This window comes from Cyanobium usitatum str. Tous (genome assembly GCF_003011885.1).
Classification (GTDB): Bacteria; Cyanobacteriota; Cyanobacteriia; order PCC-6307; family Cyanobiaceae; genus Cyanobium_A; species Cyanobium_A usitatum.
The window spans coordinates 65,447-81,072 of the sequence record NZ_PXXO01000008.1; the positions used below are offsets into that span (position 1 = coordinate 65,447).

Below are 15,626 nucleotides of genomic sequence, written 5' to 3' on the forward strand. Positions count from 1 at the left end.
GATGGCACAGTCCCTCAGGCGCATTGCCCTGGTTGTGGCAGTGGCCACTGCCCTCAGCAAGTTGGCCGGCTTGGTGCGGCAGCAGGCCATTGCAGCAGCCTTCGGCGTTGGCGCGGCTTACGACGCCTACAACTACGCCTACGTGCTGCCCGGCTTTCTGCTGATCCTGCTGGGCGGCATTAACGGACCTTTCCACAGCGCCATGGTGAGCGTGCTGGCCCGCCGGCCCCGCCAGGAGGGCGCCTACGTGCTGGCAGCAATCAACACCCTGGTGGGGGCGGGGTTGCTCGGGGTGACGGTGTTGCTGCTGGTGTTCGCTGGCCCCCTGATCACCCTGGTGGGCCCGGGTCTGGATGCCACCCGCCACGACATCGCCGTACTGCAGCTGCGTTGGATGGCGCCGATGGCCCTATTTGCCGGGCTGATCGGCCTCGGCTTTGGAGCCCTTAATGCTGCTGATGAATTTTGGTTGCCCTCGGTGAGCCCCTTGCTCTCGAGCGTGGCCGTGATCGCTGGTATCGGGGTGCTGTGGTGGCAGCTCGGTGCAGCGATCACCCTGCCCACCACGGCGGTGCTTGGCGGCGTGGTGCTGGCCGGCTCCACAACTTTGGGGGCGGTGCTGCAGTGGCTGATTCAGCTGCCAGCCCTGGCCCGGCAAGGGCTGCAACGCTTTCAGCTGGTGTGGGACTGGAGGGACCCCGGTGTGCGCGAGGTTCTGCAGGTGATGGGGCCCGCCACCCTCTCCTCGGGGATGCTGCAGATCAACGTGTTTGTGTCCCTGTTTTTCGCTTCGGGCATCCCGGCGGCCGCGGCGGGTCTCGGCTACGCCAACCTGCTCGTGCAAACGCCCCTAGGGCTGCTCTCCAATGCCCTGCTGGTGCCGCTATTGCCGGTTTATGCTCGGCTAACGGCACCGGACGATCGACCTGAGCTGGTCGGTCGTATCCGCCAGGGGCTGATGCTCTCCAACGCCAGCATGCTGCCCCTGGGGGCGTTGATGGTGGCGCTGGCTTTGCCGATCGTGGCTTTGATCTATGAGCGGGGAGCTTTCAATGCCGGTGCTGCGGAGTTGGTGGGCAACCTGCTGATGGCCTACGGCATCGGCATGCCCGCCTATCTGGCTCGCGACGTGCTGGTGAGGGTGTTCTATGCCCTCGGCGATGGGGTTACGCCGTTCCGCTGGTCGATGGCGGGGATTGGGCTGAATGCGCTCTTCTGCTGGGCTTTCGTGGGCGGACCGGTGCCCGGCGCTACCCAGCTGCTGCCTGGGCTCTATTGCGGCGCCGCCGGCCTGGTGCTGGCCACCGTGGCGGTGAATCTGATCACCTGTGTGGGTTTGCTGCTGGCGCTGCAGACCAAGCTCGGTGGGCTGCCATTGCGGCTGTGGCTGCGCGACACGATGGTGCTGTTCGGTGCTGCCGTACTGGCCGGACTGGCGGCCTGGGGCGTGTCAGTCACTGTGGCCTGGCCCACTGGTCTTTGGGGCCGGCTCCTGGAGTGCAGCTTTGCCGGCGGAGTGGGTGTGCTGATCTATGGCGTGGTGGCCAGCCTTGCCCAGGTGCCAGAGGTCAAGGATCTGACCGACCAGTTGCGGGATCGCTTGCCTCGAATTGGCGCCAGGCGCTAGAGGTCGAGGCGAACGTCCCGTTCAGCTCGCACCTGAACTGGAATCTCCAGGTGGGAGCGACCCAGCATCCGGGGGCCGTCCACCGAAAAGATGCGTGCCTCAATGCCGAATTCCTTGAAGGCCGTCTCTAGCTCCTGAATCAGGGCTTTTTCAACCTGGGCCTCGGCGTCCACCACCTTGCCGATTAGGCGTCCGCCCAGGCGACCCAGGCGTTGACGCACCACATCGCGGGCGTTGGTTACCTCAATGACCAGCACAGCCCGTCGCCAGTTGTCGCAACCTTATCGGCAAAACTGCTCCAGCACCTCTTCGAGATCCCGCAGCTGGCCGGCGGGCATCAGCCGAGCCAGGGGCAGCCGGGTGGAACCGGCGCCGATCGGCACCTGCACCGCCTCAAGGGCCTGGCGCGCGCACACCTCCGCCCCCTGGTCCAGCCGGGCGGAACATTCGATCGCCAGGGCCTGGGCCAGGCCGGCGTCGCCGAGGTAGAGATGCCAACTGGCTACTTGCACATAAAGGCGATCTGCCAGGGCCAGTTCCAGTTCTTTGAGGTCCGTGGCGGAGAGGGTCATGGCCGGGGGGTTGGACGCAGAACCACTACAGCGCCAGCGTGAGCCAGCAACACCACCAACCAACCCAGGCTGAGCCAGTTGAGGTGGGCCCAGGGGTGACGCATTTCCTGTACCAACCAGAGGCCACTGTTCAGGGCGGCGAATAGGGCGGCGTGGAGCGTCAGGTTCACGATCCGTTCGAAGTGCCTGTAAGTGGGGTCTTCGGGGTTGGCGGGGCCGTACCAGCGGATGGGCATTGATGGGGAGGCGAGGACGGGGTGTTTGACGGATGGGCCCTCCGTGCGGTGAAAATGGACCCATGCGCTTGTAGCTCAGCGGATTAGAGCATCTGACTACGGATCAGAGGGTCGGGAGTTCGAATCTCTCCAGGCGCGCTTCTTACACAAAACCGCTCTAGGGCGGTTTTTTTGTGGCTTGGCTTCGACATTGAGGTGTCCGATGCCCGGCTCCGGTCTTTACGATCATCGGACGATTTAACCCTTAACCATGACCAACCCCGGCGGTGCTGCTCTCAACCAGTCCCTAGCTGCCGGGGACCCCGCCATCGCCGGGCTGATTGAAAAGGAGCTGCAGCGCCAGGAAACCCATCTGGAGCTGATTGCATCTGAGAACTTCGCCTCCCGAGCTGTGATGGAGGCGCAGGGCTCGGTGCTCACAAACAAATATGCCGAAGGCCTGCCATCCAAGCGCTACTACGGCGGCTGTGAGCATGTGGATGCGATCGAGGAGCTGGCGATTGAGCGGGCCAAGCAGTTGTTTGGTGCCGCCTGGGCCAACGTGCAGCCCCACAGCGGTGCCCAGGCCAACTTCGCGGTGTTCCTGGCCCTGCTGCAGCCCGGCGACACGATCCTGGGTATGGACCTCAGCCATGGCGGTCACCTCACCCATGGCTCGCCGGTGAACGTGAGCGGCAAGTGGTTCAAGGCCGTGCACTACGGCGTGGACCCCGACACCCAGCAGCTCAACTTCGACACCATCCGCCAGCTGGCCCTGGAGCACAAGCCCAAGCTGATCGTGTGCGGCTACTCCGCCTATCCCCGCACCATTGATTTCCAGGCCTTCCGCGCCATCGCCGATGAGGTGGGCGCCTACCTGCTGGCCGATATGGCCCACATCGCCGGCCTGGTAGCGGCGGGTGTGCACCCCAACCCCGTGCCCCATTGCGATGTGGTGACCACCACCACCCACAAGACCCTGAGGGGCCCCCGCGGCGGCCTGATCCTCTGCCGCGATGCCGAGTTCGGCAAGCAGTTCGACAAGGCCGTTTTCCCCGGCAGCCAGGGCGGTCCGCTTGAGCACGTGATCGCCGCCAAGGCGGTGGCCTTTGGTGAGGCCCTACAGCCCTGCTTCCGCGTCTACAGCCAGCAGGTGGTTGCCAACGCCCAAGCCCTCGCCGAGCGCATCCAGGAGCGCGGCATCGCCGTGGTGAGCGGCGGCACCGACAACCACATCGTGCTGCTGGATCTGCGCGGCATCGGCATGACCGGCAAGGTGGCTGACCTGCTGGTGAGTGATGTGCACATCACCGCCAACAAGAACACGGTGCCCTTCGATCCCCAGTCGCCCTTCGTGACCAGCGGCCTGCGCCTGGGCACCGCTGCCTGCACCACCCGCGGCTTTGACGAGGCCGCCTTCCGCGAGGTGGCCGATGTGATTGCCGATCGCCTGCTCAATCCCGAAGACAGCACCATTGAGCAGCGCTGCCGCGATCGGGTTGCGGCTCTCTGTGAGCGCTTCCCGCTTTATTCAGCAGCGCGTGAGCTTCAGCACGCTTGATCCACTTCAACGCCCGTAAGGTGGGTGCTGAAGGCCATTTTTCGGCTTGCTTCGGTCTGGTTCAGTGACCCTCGCCTACAGCCCCAACGCGGCCGCCTTGCTCACCTTTGCCGTGGCTGCTCTGTGCACGGCTTTGGTGGTGCCAGTGGTACGCCGGCTCGGCCTGCGCTGGGGATTGGTGGATGCTCCCGATTCCCGCAAGCAGCACACCTCTCCCATGGTGCGCCTTGGAGGGGTCGGCATTGTTATCGCCTTTAGTGCAGCCCTGGGTCTCACCTGGGCCTTGGGAGGGTTCGCCAACCTTCCCGCTGAAAAGGACCAGTTGATCTGGACCACCCTGGCTGGAGCCCTTTGCTTTTTCTTGATCGGGCTGGCAGATGATCTCTATGCTCTGCCGCCCCTGCCCCGTTTGGCCGGCCAGTTGGCCATTTCGATGGTTGCTTGGAACGAGGGTGTGCGCATCGGCAACATCGAGATCCCCATGGGCTGGTGGGGAGGCTCTGATCTGCTGCTGCCATTGCCAGATTGGCTCAGCCTGCTGGCAACGGTGATCTGGTTGGTGGGTATCACCAACGCCATCAACTGGCTTGATGGTCTCGATGGTCTGGCGGCGGGCGTGAGCGGTATCGCTGCAGTGGGTTTGTTGTCGGTGAGTTTCAGCCTGCATCAGCCGGCTGCAGGCCTGCTGGCCGCGGCGCTGGCGGGCAGCTGCCTCGGTTTCCTGCGGCACAACTTCAACCCTGCCCGCATCTTCATGGGCGACGGCGGCTCCTATTTTTTGGGCTTTGCCTTGGCGGCGATCAGCATTGTCGGCCCGGCCAAGGGGCTCACCAGCGTGAGCCTGCTACTACCGCTTCTGATCCTGTCGCTGCCCTTGGCCGACATGTCGGCAGTGATCATGGGGCGCCTCAGCGAAGGCCACTCGCCCTTCTATCCCGATCGGCGCCACCTCCACCACCGGCTGCTGAGGACGGGACTGAGCCATCGCCGCACCGTGTTGCTTATTTATGCCTTCACCCAGTGGTTGGGCTCCCTGGCCCTGGTGCTGGTGAATGCTGAATTGCGCTTCCTCTGGCTAGCCCTGGCTACTGCGGTGCTGATCTGGGTGCTGGTTAGCACTCGCCGGGCCCTGCAGCAGCCTGCGGCCACCCGGGAGCTGTGAGGCTGTGAGCGCCGAGATTCTCTGCATCGGCACCGAGCTGCTGCTTGGCAACATCACCAATGGCAATGCCCGCTGGTTGGCGGAGCAGCTGGCGGCCCTGGGCATCGCCCACCAGCGCCAGAGCGTGGTTGGTGACAACCGCACGCGTCTGATGGCAGCGGTGCGGGAAGTGGCAGGTCGCTGCCGGGTGTTGATCACAACCGGAGGCCTCGGCCCGACCCCAGACGACCTCACCACAGAAGCCATCGCTGCTGCCTTTGACACGCCCCTGGTGGAGCACCCAGAGATCTGGGCTGACATCCAGGCCCGTATCGGCGCGCGCGGCCGTTTCTGTTCCCCAAGTAACCGCAAGCAGGCATTTCTGCCCGCAGGGGCGGCGGTGTTGCCAAATCCCACCGGCACCGCCCCCGGCATGATCTGGACCCCGCCTGCGGCCCCGGGCATTCAGCCAGGTTTCACGGTGCTCACTTTCCCTGGTGTGCCAAGCGAAATGGAGGCGATGTGGTTTGCCACCGCAGAGCCATGGCTGCGCTCAGCTGGTTTGGCGGATGGGGTGTTCGCCAGTCGCATGTTGCGCTTTTGGGGCGTTTCCGAGTCGGCTCTGGCTGAGCAGATGGCCGATCTGCTGGCCCTAGAAAACCCAACTGTGGCTCCCTACGCCGGCGCCGGTGAAGTGAAGCTGCGCCTCACGGCCAGGGCAGGCAGCGTTGCTGAAGCCCAGATCCTGCTGGCTCCGCTTGAGGCGCAGATCCGGGTCCGCTCCGGAAGGGCCTGCTTCGGCGTCGATGACGACAGTCTGGCCAGTGTGGTGCTTGAGCAGATGCGCCGCCGCGGTGAGACGATGGCTGTAGCTGAGAGCTGTACTGGCGGGGGGCTGGGGGCGGCCCTGGCGGCGGTGCCCGGAGCCTCTGATGGCTTTGTTGGTGGCGTGATTGCCTACGCCAACTCGATTAAGCAGGCCTTGCTTGGCGTGCCGCAGGCGCTGCTTGAGAGCCAAGGCGCCGTGAGCGATTCGGTGGCTATCGCCATGGCTGAGGGCGCTCGCCGAGCAACTGGTGCCACCTGGGCAATTGCTGTGACCGGCATCGCTGGCCCGGGGGGTGGCAGCACTGAGAAGCCGGTGGGACTTGTGCATATCGCCATCGCCGGCCCTGATGGTTGCAGCAGCGAGGCAGTGCGCTTTGGCGCCACGCGCGGCCGGGTCTGGATCCAGCGCTTGACGAGCGGTGAAGCGCTTAATCGCTTGCGCCTGCGGCTGGCCGACTGCCCCGGGGCGCAGCTTTAGGCTTAAGCCTCAGTTGAACGGACCTTGCGTGAGTGCCGGCACCCTCTACGACAAGGTCTGGGATCTGCATCGGGTGGCCCAGTTGCCTGGCGGCTCCACCCAGTTGTTTATCGGTTTGCACCTGATTCATGAGGTGACCAGCCCCCAGGCCTTTGCAGCCTTGAAAGATTTGGGCCTACCGGTGCGACTCCCCGAGCGCACCGTGGCCACGGTTGATCACATCGTGCCCACCACCTCCCAGGCGCGCCCCTTCGCTGATCCCCTGGCTGAGGAGATGCTCGCCACCCTCGAGCGCAACTGCAGCGACTACGGCATCCCTTTGCATGGCCTCGGCAGCGGCCGCCAGGGAATCGTGCATGTGATTGCCCCCGAATTGGGCCTCACCCAGCCGGGTATGACCGTCGCCTGCGGCGACTCTCACACCTCCACTCACGGGGCGTTTGGGGCGATTGCCTTTGGCATTGGCACCAGCCAGGTGCGCGATGTGCTGGCCAGCCAGAGCCTGTCGATGGGCAAGCTCAAGGTGCGGAGGATTTGGGTTGGGGGTCAGCTGCAGCCCGGCGTCTATGCCAAGGACTTGGTGTTGCACATCATCCGGGTGTTGGGTGTCAAAGGTGGTGTGGGCTACGCCTACGAATTCGCCGGTCCAGCCATCGATGCTTTGACGATGGAGGAGCGCATGACCCTCTGCAACATGGCAATCGAGGGCGGTGCCCGCTGCGGCTACGTCAACCCAGACGCCGTTACCTTTGCCTACCTGCAAGGCCGGCCCTATGCCCCCAAGGCTCAAGCCTGGGAGCGGGCCGTGGCCTGGTGGCGTGGCCTGGCTAGTGGTGCAGACGCAGTTTTTGACGACGAGGTGCGCTTCGATGCTGCGGCCATTGCGCCGACAGTCACCTGGGGGATCACCCCCGGCCAGGGCATCGGCGTTGATGAAACGGTGCCAACCTTGGAGCAGACAGAGCCGGATGAGCGGCCCTTGGCCCAGGAGGCCTACCGCTACATGGATCTCCAGCCCGGCACTCCGATTGCAGGCACAGCGGTGGATGTTTGCTTCATTGGCAGCTGCACCAATGGGCGCCTGTCCGATTTGCAGGCGGCTGCGGCGGTGGCCAAGGGGCGCCATGTGGCTCCGGGCATCAAGGCCTTTGTCGTGCCTGGCTCTGAACAGGTAGCGGCGGCTGCGGAAGCTGAAGGGCTTGACCAGGTGTTTAGGGAGGCTGGCTTTGAGTGGCGTGAGCCTGGCTGCTCGATGTGCCTGGCCATGAATCCAGACCGGCTTGAGGGCCGCCAGATCAGCGCTAGTTCAAGTAATCGCAACTTCAAGGGTCGCCAGGGCTCGGCTACCGGCCGCACCCTGCTGATGAGTCCGGCGATGGTGGCTGCGGCCGCAATTGCCGGCAAAGTCTGTGATGTGCGCCAGATGATTAACACCACGCCATGACCGCGGCCATGACCACCTCCAGCTTTCCCTTTGGCCCTGTCTCGGCTGTGCGCGGGCGCGCAGTTGTCATCGCCGGCGACGACATTGACACCGACCGAATCATTCCAGCCCGCTTTCTTAAGTGCGTCACTTTTGACGGGCTCGGTGAGCAGGTGTTTGCCGATGATCGGGCCGAGCTCTCTGGGGAGCATCCCTTCGATCGAGCAGAGCTGCAGGGAGCCTCTGTGCTGGTTGTGAACCGCAACTTTGGCTGTGGCTCAAGTCGTGAGCATGCTCCCCAGGCGTTGATGCGCTGGGGCATCCGGGCGCTGGTGGGGGAAAGCTTTGCTGAGATCTTCTATGGCAACTGTCTGGCCTTGGGAATCCCCTGTTTCACCGCATCCCACGCCAGCGTGCTGAGTCTGCAAGAGGCGCTGATCGCCGATAATTACCAAGAGCTGAGCTTGTCGCTGGCTACGGCCTCCTTGGAAAACTCCCAGGGCCAGCTTTGGCAGCTAGAACTCCAGTCCGGTCCCCAGCAGATGCTGGCTTCTGGGCAATGGGATGCCACCTCCCAGTTGCTGGCTAACGACGGCGAGCTGGCTCGCACTGCTGCATCGTTGCCTTACATCAACGGCTTCTAGGTCTGGGCACGAAGGGTGTGCCGCTGCCAGTGAAGTTGAAGTCGTTGAGTTTGACGCGGATGCCGCCAATGCCGTCGTAGGGGCTGTAGTAGACACCAACCTCGTAGGAGCGGCGTTGCAGTTTCAACTCCACATAGGAATAGGAGGCATCGCCGTAGAACTCGGAACCATCGTCGATGTTGAAGGTGGCACCAGCTTCCAGCACAATTGGACCATAGATCTGTTGGGCTGCTTGAAAGCTAAGGGTGCGTAGATCTACCGTGCGATCAAAGCCAAAGGGGCTGGCTCCATTTAAAAAGGTGCCGGCGATTGAGGCGGAGAAGCGGGTGTAATCGAATACGGGTCGATCAAACTGCCCCAGCGTGAACGAAGGTCCGCCCCACAGGGTGAGGGTGTTCTGGTTTGCTCCATCGCTATAAGTGGCTGCATAGCCACTGGCTCCGAAGTTGATTCCCAGGCCTGGTACTACCGGCACAGGTGCATAGCGCAAGCCCCGCTTGGGATCTTCGCTGGCGTCAAGGGCAGAGCCCTGCCAGAGCTGCAGAGTGGTGCTTGCTGCCAGGTTGGCATAGCTACGCCATAGCGTGTCTAGCGTATCTGTCTCAAAAAGCTCGGCTTGGTAGGACCCTGATTGGACTGCCCAGTTGAGATTGACTGGCGCAAAGAAGGGGGATTTGCGAGAGGTTTCTGGATTTTTGTACTGGTTTAATAGCGCATTTCCCGCTAGATTGGCGCCATAGGAGTAAACTACTGTTTGTAGTCCAAGGCTGCCATTGTAAATCCGCTCTCGGTATGAGCCAAATAAGCTGGCATTGGCGCTTGAATGGCCGGGCAGGCTCAAGGGAGCTGTCAGGCTTGTAGTGCTACGGGTCCCGGCTTTGAAATTATCAGGATTGAAGGTAGATAGGCTGGCTTCGGCATTCAGAGAGAGCCAGCCTATGGGCAGATTGAGTGCCGCCAGCAGGCCGAACGTGTCACCAAGCTTGGCTGTCTGTTCGCTGCCGGGGCTGGCCAGATTTTGTCCGGGAAGGGCGTAACTACTGGTGCGTCCTTCTATAGCCCGCTGCAAATTCAGCTGGGGTTGGAGCCGCAAGCTTCCCCGTTGGCCCAGCTTGATTAGCTCCAGGTTGTAGCCGAGAAAAAACCCATCGCGATCTTTTTTGTCGGTGTCGAAAGCAAGCCGAGCCTCCTCAGCGCCGATTGTTGTGTTGGTAATCGCCGGCAGAGAGATCTTGCCGTCCAGCAGTATCTGAGTGCTGCGGCTATTGATACGGGTTGCACCTCGCCCATCCATTACGGCCACCACTTTGTGGGCCAGAATCCATGACGCTGCTGGTGTGAAAGGGTCATTGGTGAAGGCGAGCTGCTCGGCAGTCCAGCGGTTGCCTCGGATTTGGATTTGGGCTCCTTGAAAGCGGATTCTGCTGATCGTGCCTTTTTTGTCTTTAGGTGGGCGGTAGTCCTGTCCTTTGCTATTGAGCGAGTCGGTGGTATCGATTACTGCAGCCAGATCAAGCTTTAAGCGGATGCTCCAGCTCTGCTGGAAAGCAACATCACTGACTTTTGAATCCACCTCTGGTAGCTGCCCAATTTCAAGTGCTTTGGTAGTAGAGATGCTGGGGTTTTGCGTTGATTGTCCCTGCTGCGGGCCGCCTGCCTGGGGGGGGCCGAAAGCAACTGATTCCAGTGCCCTACTTAGAGATAGAGCTGGGGTGGAGAGCTCACTGCCAGGGCAGCCGGCTGGCGCTGGCATGGTGGGCAGGCTGCTGCGACCTGGTGGCAACACCCGCACCAGCGTTCTATTGGCAGGATCTGCGCTGAGTGGCGGACAGGCAAACGCTGGTTGGCTGAAGTCAGACGGCTGACCGTTAGTTTTGGCGTTGGGATCTGGGGAGTTGACCTCTTTAAAATTGACTTCTTTCGAACTGATTTCTTTAGAAGTGACCCCTTGAGAATTGATGTCCCGGGCAAGGGTGTCCTGCTCGATAACGCCATAGACGTCGTCAAGTTCGCCGCTGCCTTCTAGTTCGCTGTAGCGCAGACGGCTTGCTTGCAGGTATTGATCTCCTTTGGTCAGGCGAATTTGCCCGCTGGCGTAGACACTGCGGCTGGCTTCTGCCATTTCGACTCGATCTGCCAGCAGGCGCCAGCCATTGAAGCGGGCTTCTACGTTGCCGGTGGCAACAAACCGGCCCAGTTGCTGGTCGTAGCCTTGCTGATCGGCCTTGATTACAGCAAAGTTGGGAGCAGGAATAACTGAACTAGAGGCTTTGACTGCCCCAGGCTGGCTGGGAATATCACCTGCCAGAGCCTCTGGAGCGAATAGGACGGATAGGCAAGCAGCTGTTAATAGTTGGTGAGCGAGCCTTTTTAAAGGCGATTTCCCCAGAGGCACTCGGTGGGAATTGCCAGCCAAATCCATCAGCCCTTAAGACCTTCTTGAGCCCGAAGTGTTGAAGGAAGCGTGTCTGAAATTGGCACGATTAAATCAGGCGCAGCAGGTCCTTTTGGGGATCATCCCACAAACAGAATCAGGATCTTGCTTGCCTAGTGCCAGCTGATCAATCTTCCAGGTCTTTACGGCTCGGGGTGCGGCTGGGGTCGCTGGCCAAAAAGCCGAACACAAAGATCCCAATAAAGAAGAAGACGACCGAATAAACCGAGATCTTGAGGGCGAGCATGGTTCGGCCTTGGGGAATGGCGAGCGGGTGACAGGGAGTGACAGGCGCGTTGAAGGGCCTAGTCGACCCCGCAGCTGCGGGATCATCCTATGGGACTCGGCTTGCCATCCAACGATGCCTGAGGCCTCAGGACTAGGGCAGACCCCACGGATTGAAACGATTCAGTCACGTTTGCGGCCAACCCATTCGCGCTGGGATCTCCAACCACTCTGGCGCTGCGTGCAGGCGGGAGGGCGGCTTGGCCCAGCCCTTGACGATCCTTGGGGCCAGCAATGTCGTCCGGATTGGGCAGCGCGGGGGTTGGTGATCTGGCCGCGGGGTGGCCAGTGGCGGGAGCTACGGCTGCGGCTGGTTTGCCCGGCGAACTGGATGCAGCTGCAGCAGCCGGAGCCCGTTGCCCAGGCCCGGCTGGTGCTGCGCTGGTGGGCCGACCAGGTGGAGCTGCGGGTGGATGGTGCGCGGGTGCATGGCGGCGACCTGTTTGACACCGCTTGCCGTTGGTTGCTGCCCGAGCGCTGGTGGCAGGGGGAGGCCCTTGAGCTGGAGTTACGCCTGCGCAGCCCCTTGCACGACGACGGTGCCCTGATCGAGAGCCGTCTCGAGCTCGAGCCCCTGGATCCAGCCGATCCGGTGGATTTGTTGGCTGAAACCAAGGCTGAGCTTGCCCAGCTGCGCAGCGGCGAACCGCCGACAGGTCGGTTTCATGTGTTGGGCCATGCCCACCTCGATCTGGCCTGGCTTTGGCCGGTGGCCGACACCTGGCAAGCGGCCGAGCGCACCTTCACCTCTGCCCTTGATCTGATCGAGCGCTTCGAGGAGTTGCATTTCGGCCACTCCACACCGGCCTTATACGCCTGGCTGCAGCAACACCGGCCGGCCCTGTTCGCCCGCCTGCAGCGTGCGGTGGCAGCCGGTCGCTTTGAACCGATCAACGGCCCCTGGGTGGAGAGCGACTGCGTGCTGATCAGTAGCTCCTCACTGCTGCGCCAGTTTCAGCTGGGCCAGCAATTCAGCGCCGCTAGCTTCCCTGAGCTGGAGCACTATCTGGCCTGGTTGCCCGACAGCTTTGGTTTCGCCAGCGGCCTGCCGGCCGTGGCTCGCAGCACCGGCGTGCGTTGGTTTTGCACCCACAAAATGGCCTGGAATGCCACCAATCCCTTCCCCCACCGGCTGTTTCGCTGGCGCAGCCGCTGCGGTTCCGAGCTGCTGGCCCTGATCAACGCCCCGATCGGCACCGATGGCGATCCCGTGGCGATGGAGCGCTATCGCTTGGCTTGGCAAGGCGCGACCGGGGTTGATTCGGCCCTGTGGCTGCCCGGAGTGGGCGACCACGGTGGAGGCCCCAGCGCTGAAATGCTCGAGCAGCTGCGGCTCTGGCAGCAGCAAGCTGAAGCTGCTCCCCAGCATCACGGCAGCTTGCGGGGTTATTTGGCTGACCTCGAGCCGCTGGCGCCCGGGCTGCCGGTGTGGCGCGACGAGCTTTACCTGGAGCTGCATCGCGGCTGCGCCACCTCGCGCCCTGATCAGAAGCGCCACAACCGCACACTCGAGCGGCTGCTGCGGGAGGCGGAGCTGGCCCAGGCCCTAGCCGGCGAGCCTGAAACGGTCGACTGGCGAATTCTGCTTTTTCAGCAGTTTCACGACATTTTGCCCGGCACCTCGATTCCAGAGGTGTTCGAGCAGGCCGAGCCCCAGTGGCGGGCAGCGCGCCGCAGCGCCTGCCTGCAACGGGATCGGGCTCTGCAGGCCTGGCTAGGAGCTGGTGACGGTGAAGATGAAGGTGTGGGCGTGGGTGTGGGTTGGTGGCTAGCCCAGCTCCAGCCCCTACCTCCCCGGGCCCGCAGTCTGCGGGTGCCGTTGGGCTGCTGGAGTTGGGGCGGTGTGAAGCTGCCGTCCCAGCCGGCCCGGGCTGGCGGCCAGTGGCTGCAGCTGCCGCCCTTGGCGGGCGTGGCCGCCCTGCCCCTAGAGCGAACGGCCGCAGCGGCGGCCCCTCAGGCAGTTCAGGTTGAGGCAGCTCAGGTTGAGGCGCCGGTGTGGCGAGAGGGCTGGCGCTGCGGCAACGGTTTGGTGAGTTTTGAGCTGGGGCCGCGGGGCCTCGAGCAGCTGTGGGATAGCCAGGATCAGCCCCAGTTGGCAGGCCCGCTGGCCTGGCGGCGTTTTGCCGATCGAGGTGAGTTTTGGGATGCCTGGGACATCGCCACGGGCTACCGGGACCATCCACTGGCCTGGCAGTGGCAGGGCGAGCCGAGCTGGCTGGAGCAGGGCGAGCTGTGCACCAGTTTTGTGTGGCGGGGCCAGTGCGGGGCAAGTGCGGTGCGGCTTGAGGGGCGCTTACTTGCCAATACACCCTGGCTCGAGCTTGTGCTCAGCGTCGACTGGCGCCAGCGCCATGAGCTGCTGCGCCTGGAGATCCCCCTGGCCCAGCCGGCCCAGCGCTGGGCGGCAGATACCTCCGGTGGCGTGCTGGAACGGCCAGCCCAGCCGGTCACTGCCCGCGAGCAGGCCCGCTGGGAGCTGCCAGCGATCAGCTGGATCGCTTCTGTGGCTGCTGGCGGCGGCTTGGCGGTGCTGCTCGATGGCCCCCAGGGGGTGTCGGCTAGTCCGGAGCAGTTGGGTGTGTCGTTGCTGCGGGCGCCTACTTGGCCCGATCCTGGCGCCGATAACGGCCTGCAGCGCCTGCGGCTGGCCCTGGCGCCCTGCCCAGCAGGCTGGTGCCGGGCCCAGGTGCCCAAGCAGGCGGTGGCCTTCAGGGAACCGCTATGGCTGCGGCCGGAGGCGGCCAAGGGCCGGCCTAAACGACCTCAGGCCCTGCCTCCCCTGGGCGAGGGGCTGTTGCTACTGGGCTGCCGGCCGCTAGGGGAGTCGGGGGACGTGGTGCTCACCGTGCAGAACTGTTCCCCTTGCCGCCGTTACCTGCAGGTGGGAGAGGGCTGGCAGCTGCTGGAGCGGCTCGATGGCCTGGATCAGCCTCTGATTTCCCAGGGAAAGCTCTCTGAAGATCCCTGGCTGCTGGCGCCGTGGAGCCTGGGTTTTTGGCGAGTGCGCCCCCATTGGCCTAGCGCTTAGGGCTCAGTCGTCGTGGTCGTCAAAGGGGTCGGTGAGGCCCTTGGAGGGCGGCCCGAAGGCTTGGTACACCCCAAAACCGGTGAGTGAAAGCAGCACCGCCAGCACGGCGAGGGCCACGGAAAGGGCCGGGGAGCTGGTGGTGGCGGTGGGGTCCATGGAGGCGGAAGGGGAATGCAGGTGACGGGTTGCGTCACAACTCTCGACGGACAACCGCGGCGCGGTACGCGAGGCCCTTACAGTACTTAAAGCGAATCCATGCCCGAGAGGCTGCAGCAGACATGGCCCAACGCACCCGCCTCGGAGACATCCTGCGGCCACTCAATTCTGAGTACGGCAAGGTCGTTCCCGGCTGGGGCACCACGCCCGTCATGGGCATTTTTATGGTGCTCTTCTTGGTGTTTCTGCTGATCATCCTGCAGCTGTACAACAAGTCCCTGCTGCTCGAGGGCATCACGGTCAACTGGAACGGCCTCGGCTGATGAACGTGTTTGGCATTGGCTTGCCTGAGCTGGCGGTAATTGCCGCCATCGGGCTGCTGGTGTTCGGACCAAAGCGCCTGCCGGAGCTCGGTAAAACCTTGGGCCGCACCCTTAAGGGTTTTCAATCGGCCTCCTCTGAGTTCGAAAAGGAGCTGCGCACGGCGATCACCACCGCCGAACCTGTTGCGGCTGACCTACCAGTTGCAGTTTCTGCAACTGAGCTTGTTTCAGCTGATGCCTCCGGGGCTGATGCTCCAGAGCTGATTGAGCAGCCTTTCGATGGTCCCGCGGCCTGAGTTGTCGTTGCAGTTGGTGGTGGGCCTGGGTAACCCGGGAGCCAAGTACTTAGGTACTCGCCACAACGTGGGCTTTATGGCCCTTGAGCGTCTAGCCGATTGCGCTGGTGGGGCCTCTTTTCGGCAGCAGCCCAAGCTTCAGGGCTTGTTGGCTGAGGTGGGTTCGGGGCCTGCCCGGCTGCGGCTGTTGATGCCCCAGACCTACATGAATGAGAGTGGTCGCTCGATCCGCGCAGCCCTTGACTGGTTTGGTTTAGAGCCCGCCCAGTTACTGGTGGTGGTTGACGACATGGACCTGCCCCTCGGCAAGTTGAGACTGCGGGCTACTGGCAGTGCCGGGGGGCATAACGGCCTGCGCAGCACCATCAGCCACCTAGGTACCCAGGACTTTCCGCGGCTTCGTATTGGTATTGGCGCCCCCGCCCAAGATCCCGGCGAGCGCCGCGCCCGCACCGTTGGCCATGTGCTCGGACGCTTCACGCCTGCCGAGCAGCCCCTGCTCGAGGAGTTGTTGCGCGAGGTGGAGGCAGGTATTGGCCTGGTCCAGCGCCTCGGCCTGGAGCGGGCTGGCAACCGACTCAACGGTTTTCAGCCCCAGGGCGCGGCAGCCTGAGC

The 15,626-nt window shown here is 63.3% G+C and carries 16 protein-coding genes and 1 tRNA gene; 11 read left to right on the forward strand and 6 right to left on the reverse strand.

Features of this window, described 5'->3' with window-relative positions; translation table 11 throughout:
* Nucleotide 1: 1 nt before the first annotated feature.
* Nucleotides 2-1,627: a murein biosynthesis integral membrane protein MurJ gene (murJ, locus tag C7K55_RS08345; protein ID WP_106632332.1), complete on the forward strand. Its 1,626-nt coding sequence runs from the start codon at nt 2-4 to the stop codon at nt 1,625-1,627.
* On the opposite strand, the gene C7K55_RS08350 is transcribed toward murJ, so the two are convergent.
* Genes C7K55_RS08350 through C7K55_RS08360 form a run of 3 tightly spaced genes read right to left on the reverse strand, consistent with a single transcriptional unit; the run spans nt 1,624 to nt 2,435 of the window.
* Nucleotides 1,624-1,884, reverse strand: coding sequence for a cytochrome-c oxidase (locus tag C7K55_RS08350; RefSeq protein ID WP_106632272.1), 261 nt, complete (start codon nt 1,882-1,884; stop codon nt 1,624-1,626). The two genes, murJ and C7K55_RS08350, sit on opposite strands and share 4 nt — an antisense overlap.
* A 24-nt stretch (nt 1,885-1,908) precedes the next feature.
* Complete coding sequence (locus C7K55_RS08355) at nt 1,909-2,199, reverse strand: DUF3181 family protein (protein ID WP_106632273.1); 291 nt, start codon at nt 2,197-2,199, stop codon at nt 1,909-1,911.
* Nucleotides 2,196-2,435, reverse strand: coding sequence for a hypothetical protein (locus C7K55_RS08360; protein WP_106632274.1), 240 nt, complete (start codon nt 2,433-2,435; stop codon nt 2,196-2,198). The genes C7K55_RS08355 and C7K55_RS08360 overlap by 4 nt, the downstream gene beginning before the upstream one ends.
* 64 nt (nt 2,436-2,499) lie before the next feature.
* On the opposite strand from C7K55_RS08360, the gene C7K55_RS08365 reads away from it, so the two are divergent.
* The 6 genes from C7K55_RS08365 to C7K55_RS08390 all read left to right on the forward strand — a co-directional run bounded on the left by C7K55_RS08365 (nt 2,500) and on the right by C7K55_RS08390 (nt 8,489).
* Nucleotides 2,500-2,573 (forward strand) — tRNA-Arg (locus C7K55_RS08365).
* A 112-nt stretch (nt 2,574-2,685) separates the two neighbouring features.
* On the forward strand, nt 2,686-3,975 hold the full coding sequence (gene glyA / locus C7K55_RS08370; RefSeq protein WP_106632275.1) for a serine hydroxymethyltransferase: 1,290 nt from the start codon (nt 2,686-2,688) through the stop codon (nt 3,973-3,975).
* Between the two features lie 64 nt (nt 3,976-4,039).
* Nucleotides 4,040-5,137 carry a glycosyltransferase family 4 protein gene (locus tag C7K55_RS08375; RefSeq protein WP_106632276.1) on the forward strand — a complete coding sequence of 366 codons (1,098 nt, stop codon included), beginning with the start codon at nt 4,040-4,042 and terminating at the stop codon, nt 5,135-5,137.
* Nucleotides 5,138-5,141: 4 nt separating this feature from the next.
* A complete protein-coding gene (locus C7K55_RS08380; RefSeq protein ID WP_106632277.1) occupies nt 5,142-6,422 on the forward strand; it encodes a competence/damage-inducible protein A in 1,281 nt (426 codons plus the stop codon).
* Nucleotides 6,423-6,450: 28 nt separating this feature from the next.
* Nucleotides 6,451-7,866, forward strand: coding sequence for a 3-isopropylmalate dehydratase large subunit (gene leuC / locus C7K55_RS08385; RefSeq protein ID WP_106632278.1), 1,416 nt, complete (start codon nt 6,451-6,453; stop codon nt 7,864-7,866).
* A gap of 8 nt (nt 7,867-7,874) precedes the next feature.
* Complete coding sequence (locus C7K55_RS08390) at nt 7,875-8,489, forward strand: 3-isopropylmalate dehydratase small subunit (protein WP_106632333.1); 615 nt, start codon at nt 7,875-7,877, stop codon at nt 8,487-8,489.
* Here C7K55_RS08390 and C7K55_RS08395 read toward each other — a convergent pair.
* Nucleotides 8,476-10,905 (reverse strand): DUF3769 domain-containing protein, encoded by a 2,430-nt coding sequence (locus C7K55_RS08395; RefSeq protein ID WP_153062454.1) that lies wholly within the window; start codon nt 10,903-10,905, stop codon nt 8,476-8,478. The two genes, C7K55_RS08390 and C7K55_RS08395, sit on opposite strands and share 14 nt — an antisense overlap.
* A gap of 145 nt (nt 10,906-11,050) precedes the next feature.
* Nucleotides 11,051-11,170: a photosystem II reaction center protein I gene (locus tag C7K55_RS08400; RefSeq protein ID WP_006172424.1), complete on the reverse strand. Its 120-nt coding sequence runs from the start codon at nt 11,168-11,170 to the stop codon at nt 11,051-11,053.
* Between the two features lie 171 nt (nt 11,171-11,341).
* Between C7K55_RS08400 and C7K55_RS08405 the strand changes: the two genes are divergently transcribed.
* Entirely contained in the window at nt 11,342-14,236 is a 2,895-nt protein-coding gene (locus C7K55_RS08405) for an alpha-mannosidase (RefSeq protein ID WP_420912802.1), read from the forward strand.
* A 3-nt stretch (nt 14,237-14,239) separates the two neighbouring features.
* Here the strand turns inward: C7K55_RS08405 and psbN are convergent, their stop codons facing one another.
* Nucleotides 14,240-14,392, reverse strand: a complete 153-nt coding sequence (gene psbN, locus C7K55_RS08410; RefSeq protein ID WP_106632281.1) for a photosystem II reaction center protein PsbN — start codon at nt 14,390-14,392, stop codon at nt 14,240-14,242.
* Between the two features lie 122 nt (nt 14,393-14,514).
* Between psbN and psbH the strand changes: the two genes are divergently transcribed.
* The 3 genes from psbH to pth are packed head-to-tail and all read left to right on the forward strand — an operon-like array spanning nt 14,515 to nt 15,624.
* Nucleotides 14,515-14,715: a photosystem II reaction center phosphoprotein PsbH gene (gene psbH, locus C7K55_RS08415; protein WP_094559148.1), complete on the forward strand. Its 201-nt coding sequence runs from the start codon at nt 14,515-14,517 to the stop codon at nt 14,713-14,715.
* Complete coding sequence (locus C7K55_RS08420) at nt 14,715-15,011, forward strand: TatA/E family twin arginine-targeting protein translocase (protein WP_106632282.1); 297 nt, start codon at nt 14,715-14,717, stop codon at nt 15,009-15,011. The genes psbH and C7K55_RS08420 overlap by 1 nt, the downstream gene beginning before the upstream one ends.
* On the forward strand, nt 14,995-15,624 hold the full coding sequence (pth, locus tag C7K55_RS08425) for an aminoacyl-tRNA hydrolase (protein WP_106632283.1): 630 nt from the start codon (nt 14,995-14,997) through the stop codon (nt 15,622-15,624). The genes C7K55_RS08420 and pth overlap by 17 nt, the downstream gene beginning before the upstream one ends.
* Nucleotides 15,625-15,626: the final 2 nt, after the last annotated feature.

Coding starts and splice junctions, on each gene's coding strand:
- C7K55_RS08400 (WP_006172424.1), bottom strand. CDS start 11,170: ATGCTCGCCCTCAAGATCTCGGTTTATTCGGTCGTCTTCTTCTTTATT.
- murJ (WP_106632332.1), top strand. CDS start 2: ATGGCACAGTCCCTCAGGCGCATTGCCCTGGTTGTGGCAGTGGCCACT.
- C7K55_RS08355 (WP_106632273.1), bottom strand. CDS start 2,199: ATGACCCTCTCCGCCACGGACCTCAAAGAACTGGAACTGGCCCTGGCA.
- psbH (WP_094559148.1), top strand. CDS start 14,515: ATGGCCCAACGCACCCGCCTCGGAGACATCCTGCGGCCACTCAATTCT.
- glyA (WP_106632275.1), top strand. CDS start 2,686: ATGACCAACCCCGGCGGTGCTGCTCTCAACCAGTCCCTAGCTGCCGGG.
- C7K55_RS08390 (WP_106632333.1), top strand. CDS start 7,875: ATGACCACCTCCAGCTTTCCCTTTGGCCCTGTCTCGGCTGTGCGCGGG.
- psbN (WP_106632281.1), bottom strand. CDS start 14,392: ATGGACCCCACCGCCACCACCAGCTCCCCGGCCCTTTCCGTGGCCCTC.
- pth (WP_106632283.1), top strand. CDS start 14,995: ATGGTCCCGCGGCCTGAGTTGTCGTTGCAGTTGGTGGTGGGCCTGGGT.
- C7K55_RS08360 (WP_106632274.1), bottom strand. CDS start 2,435: ATGCCCATCCGCTGGTACGGCCCCGCCAACCCCGAAGACCCCACTTAC.
- C7K55_RS08420 (WP_106632282.1), top strand. CDS start 14,715: ATGAACGTGTTTGGCATTGGCTTGCCTGAGCTGGCGGTAATTGCCGCC.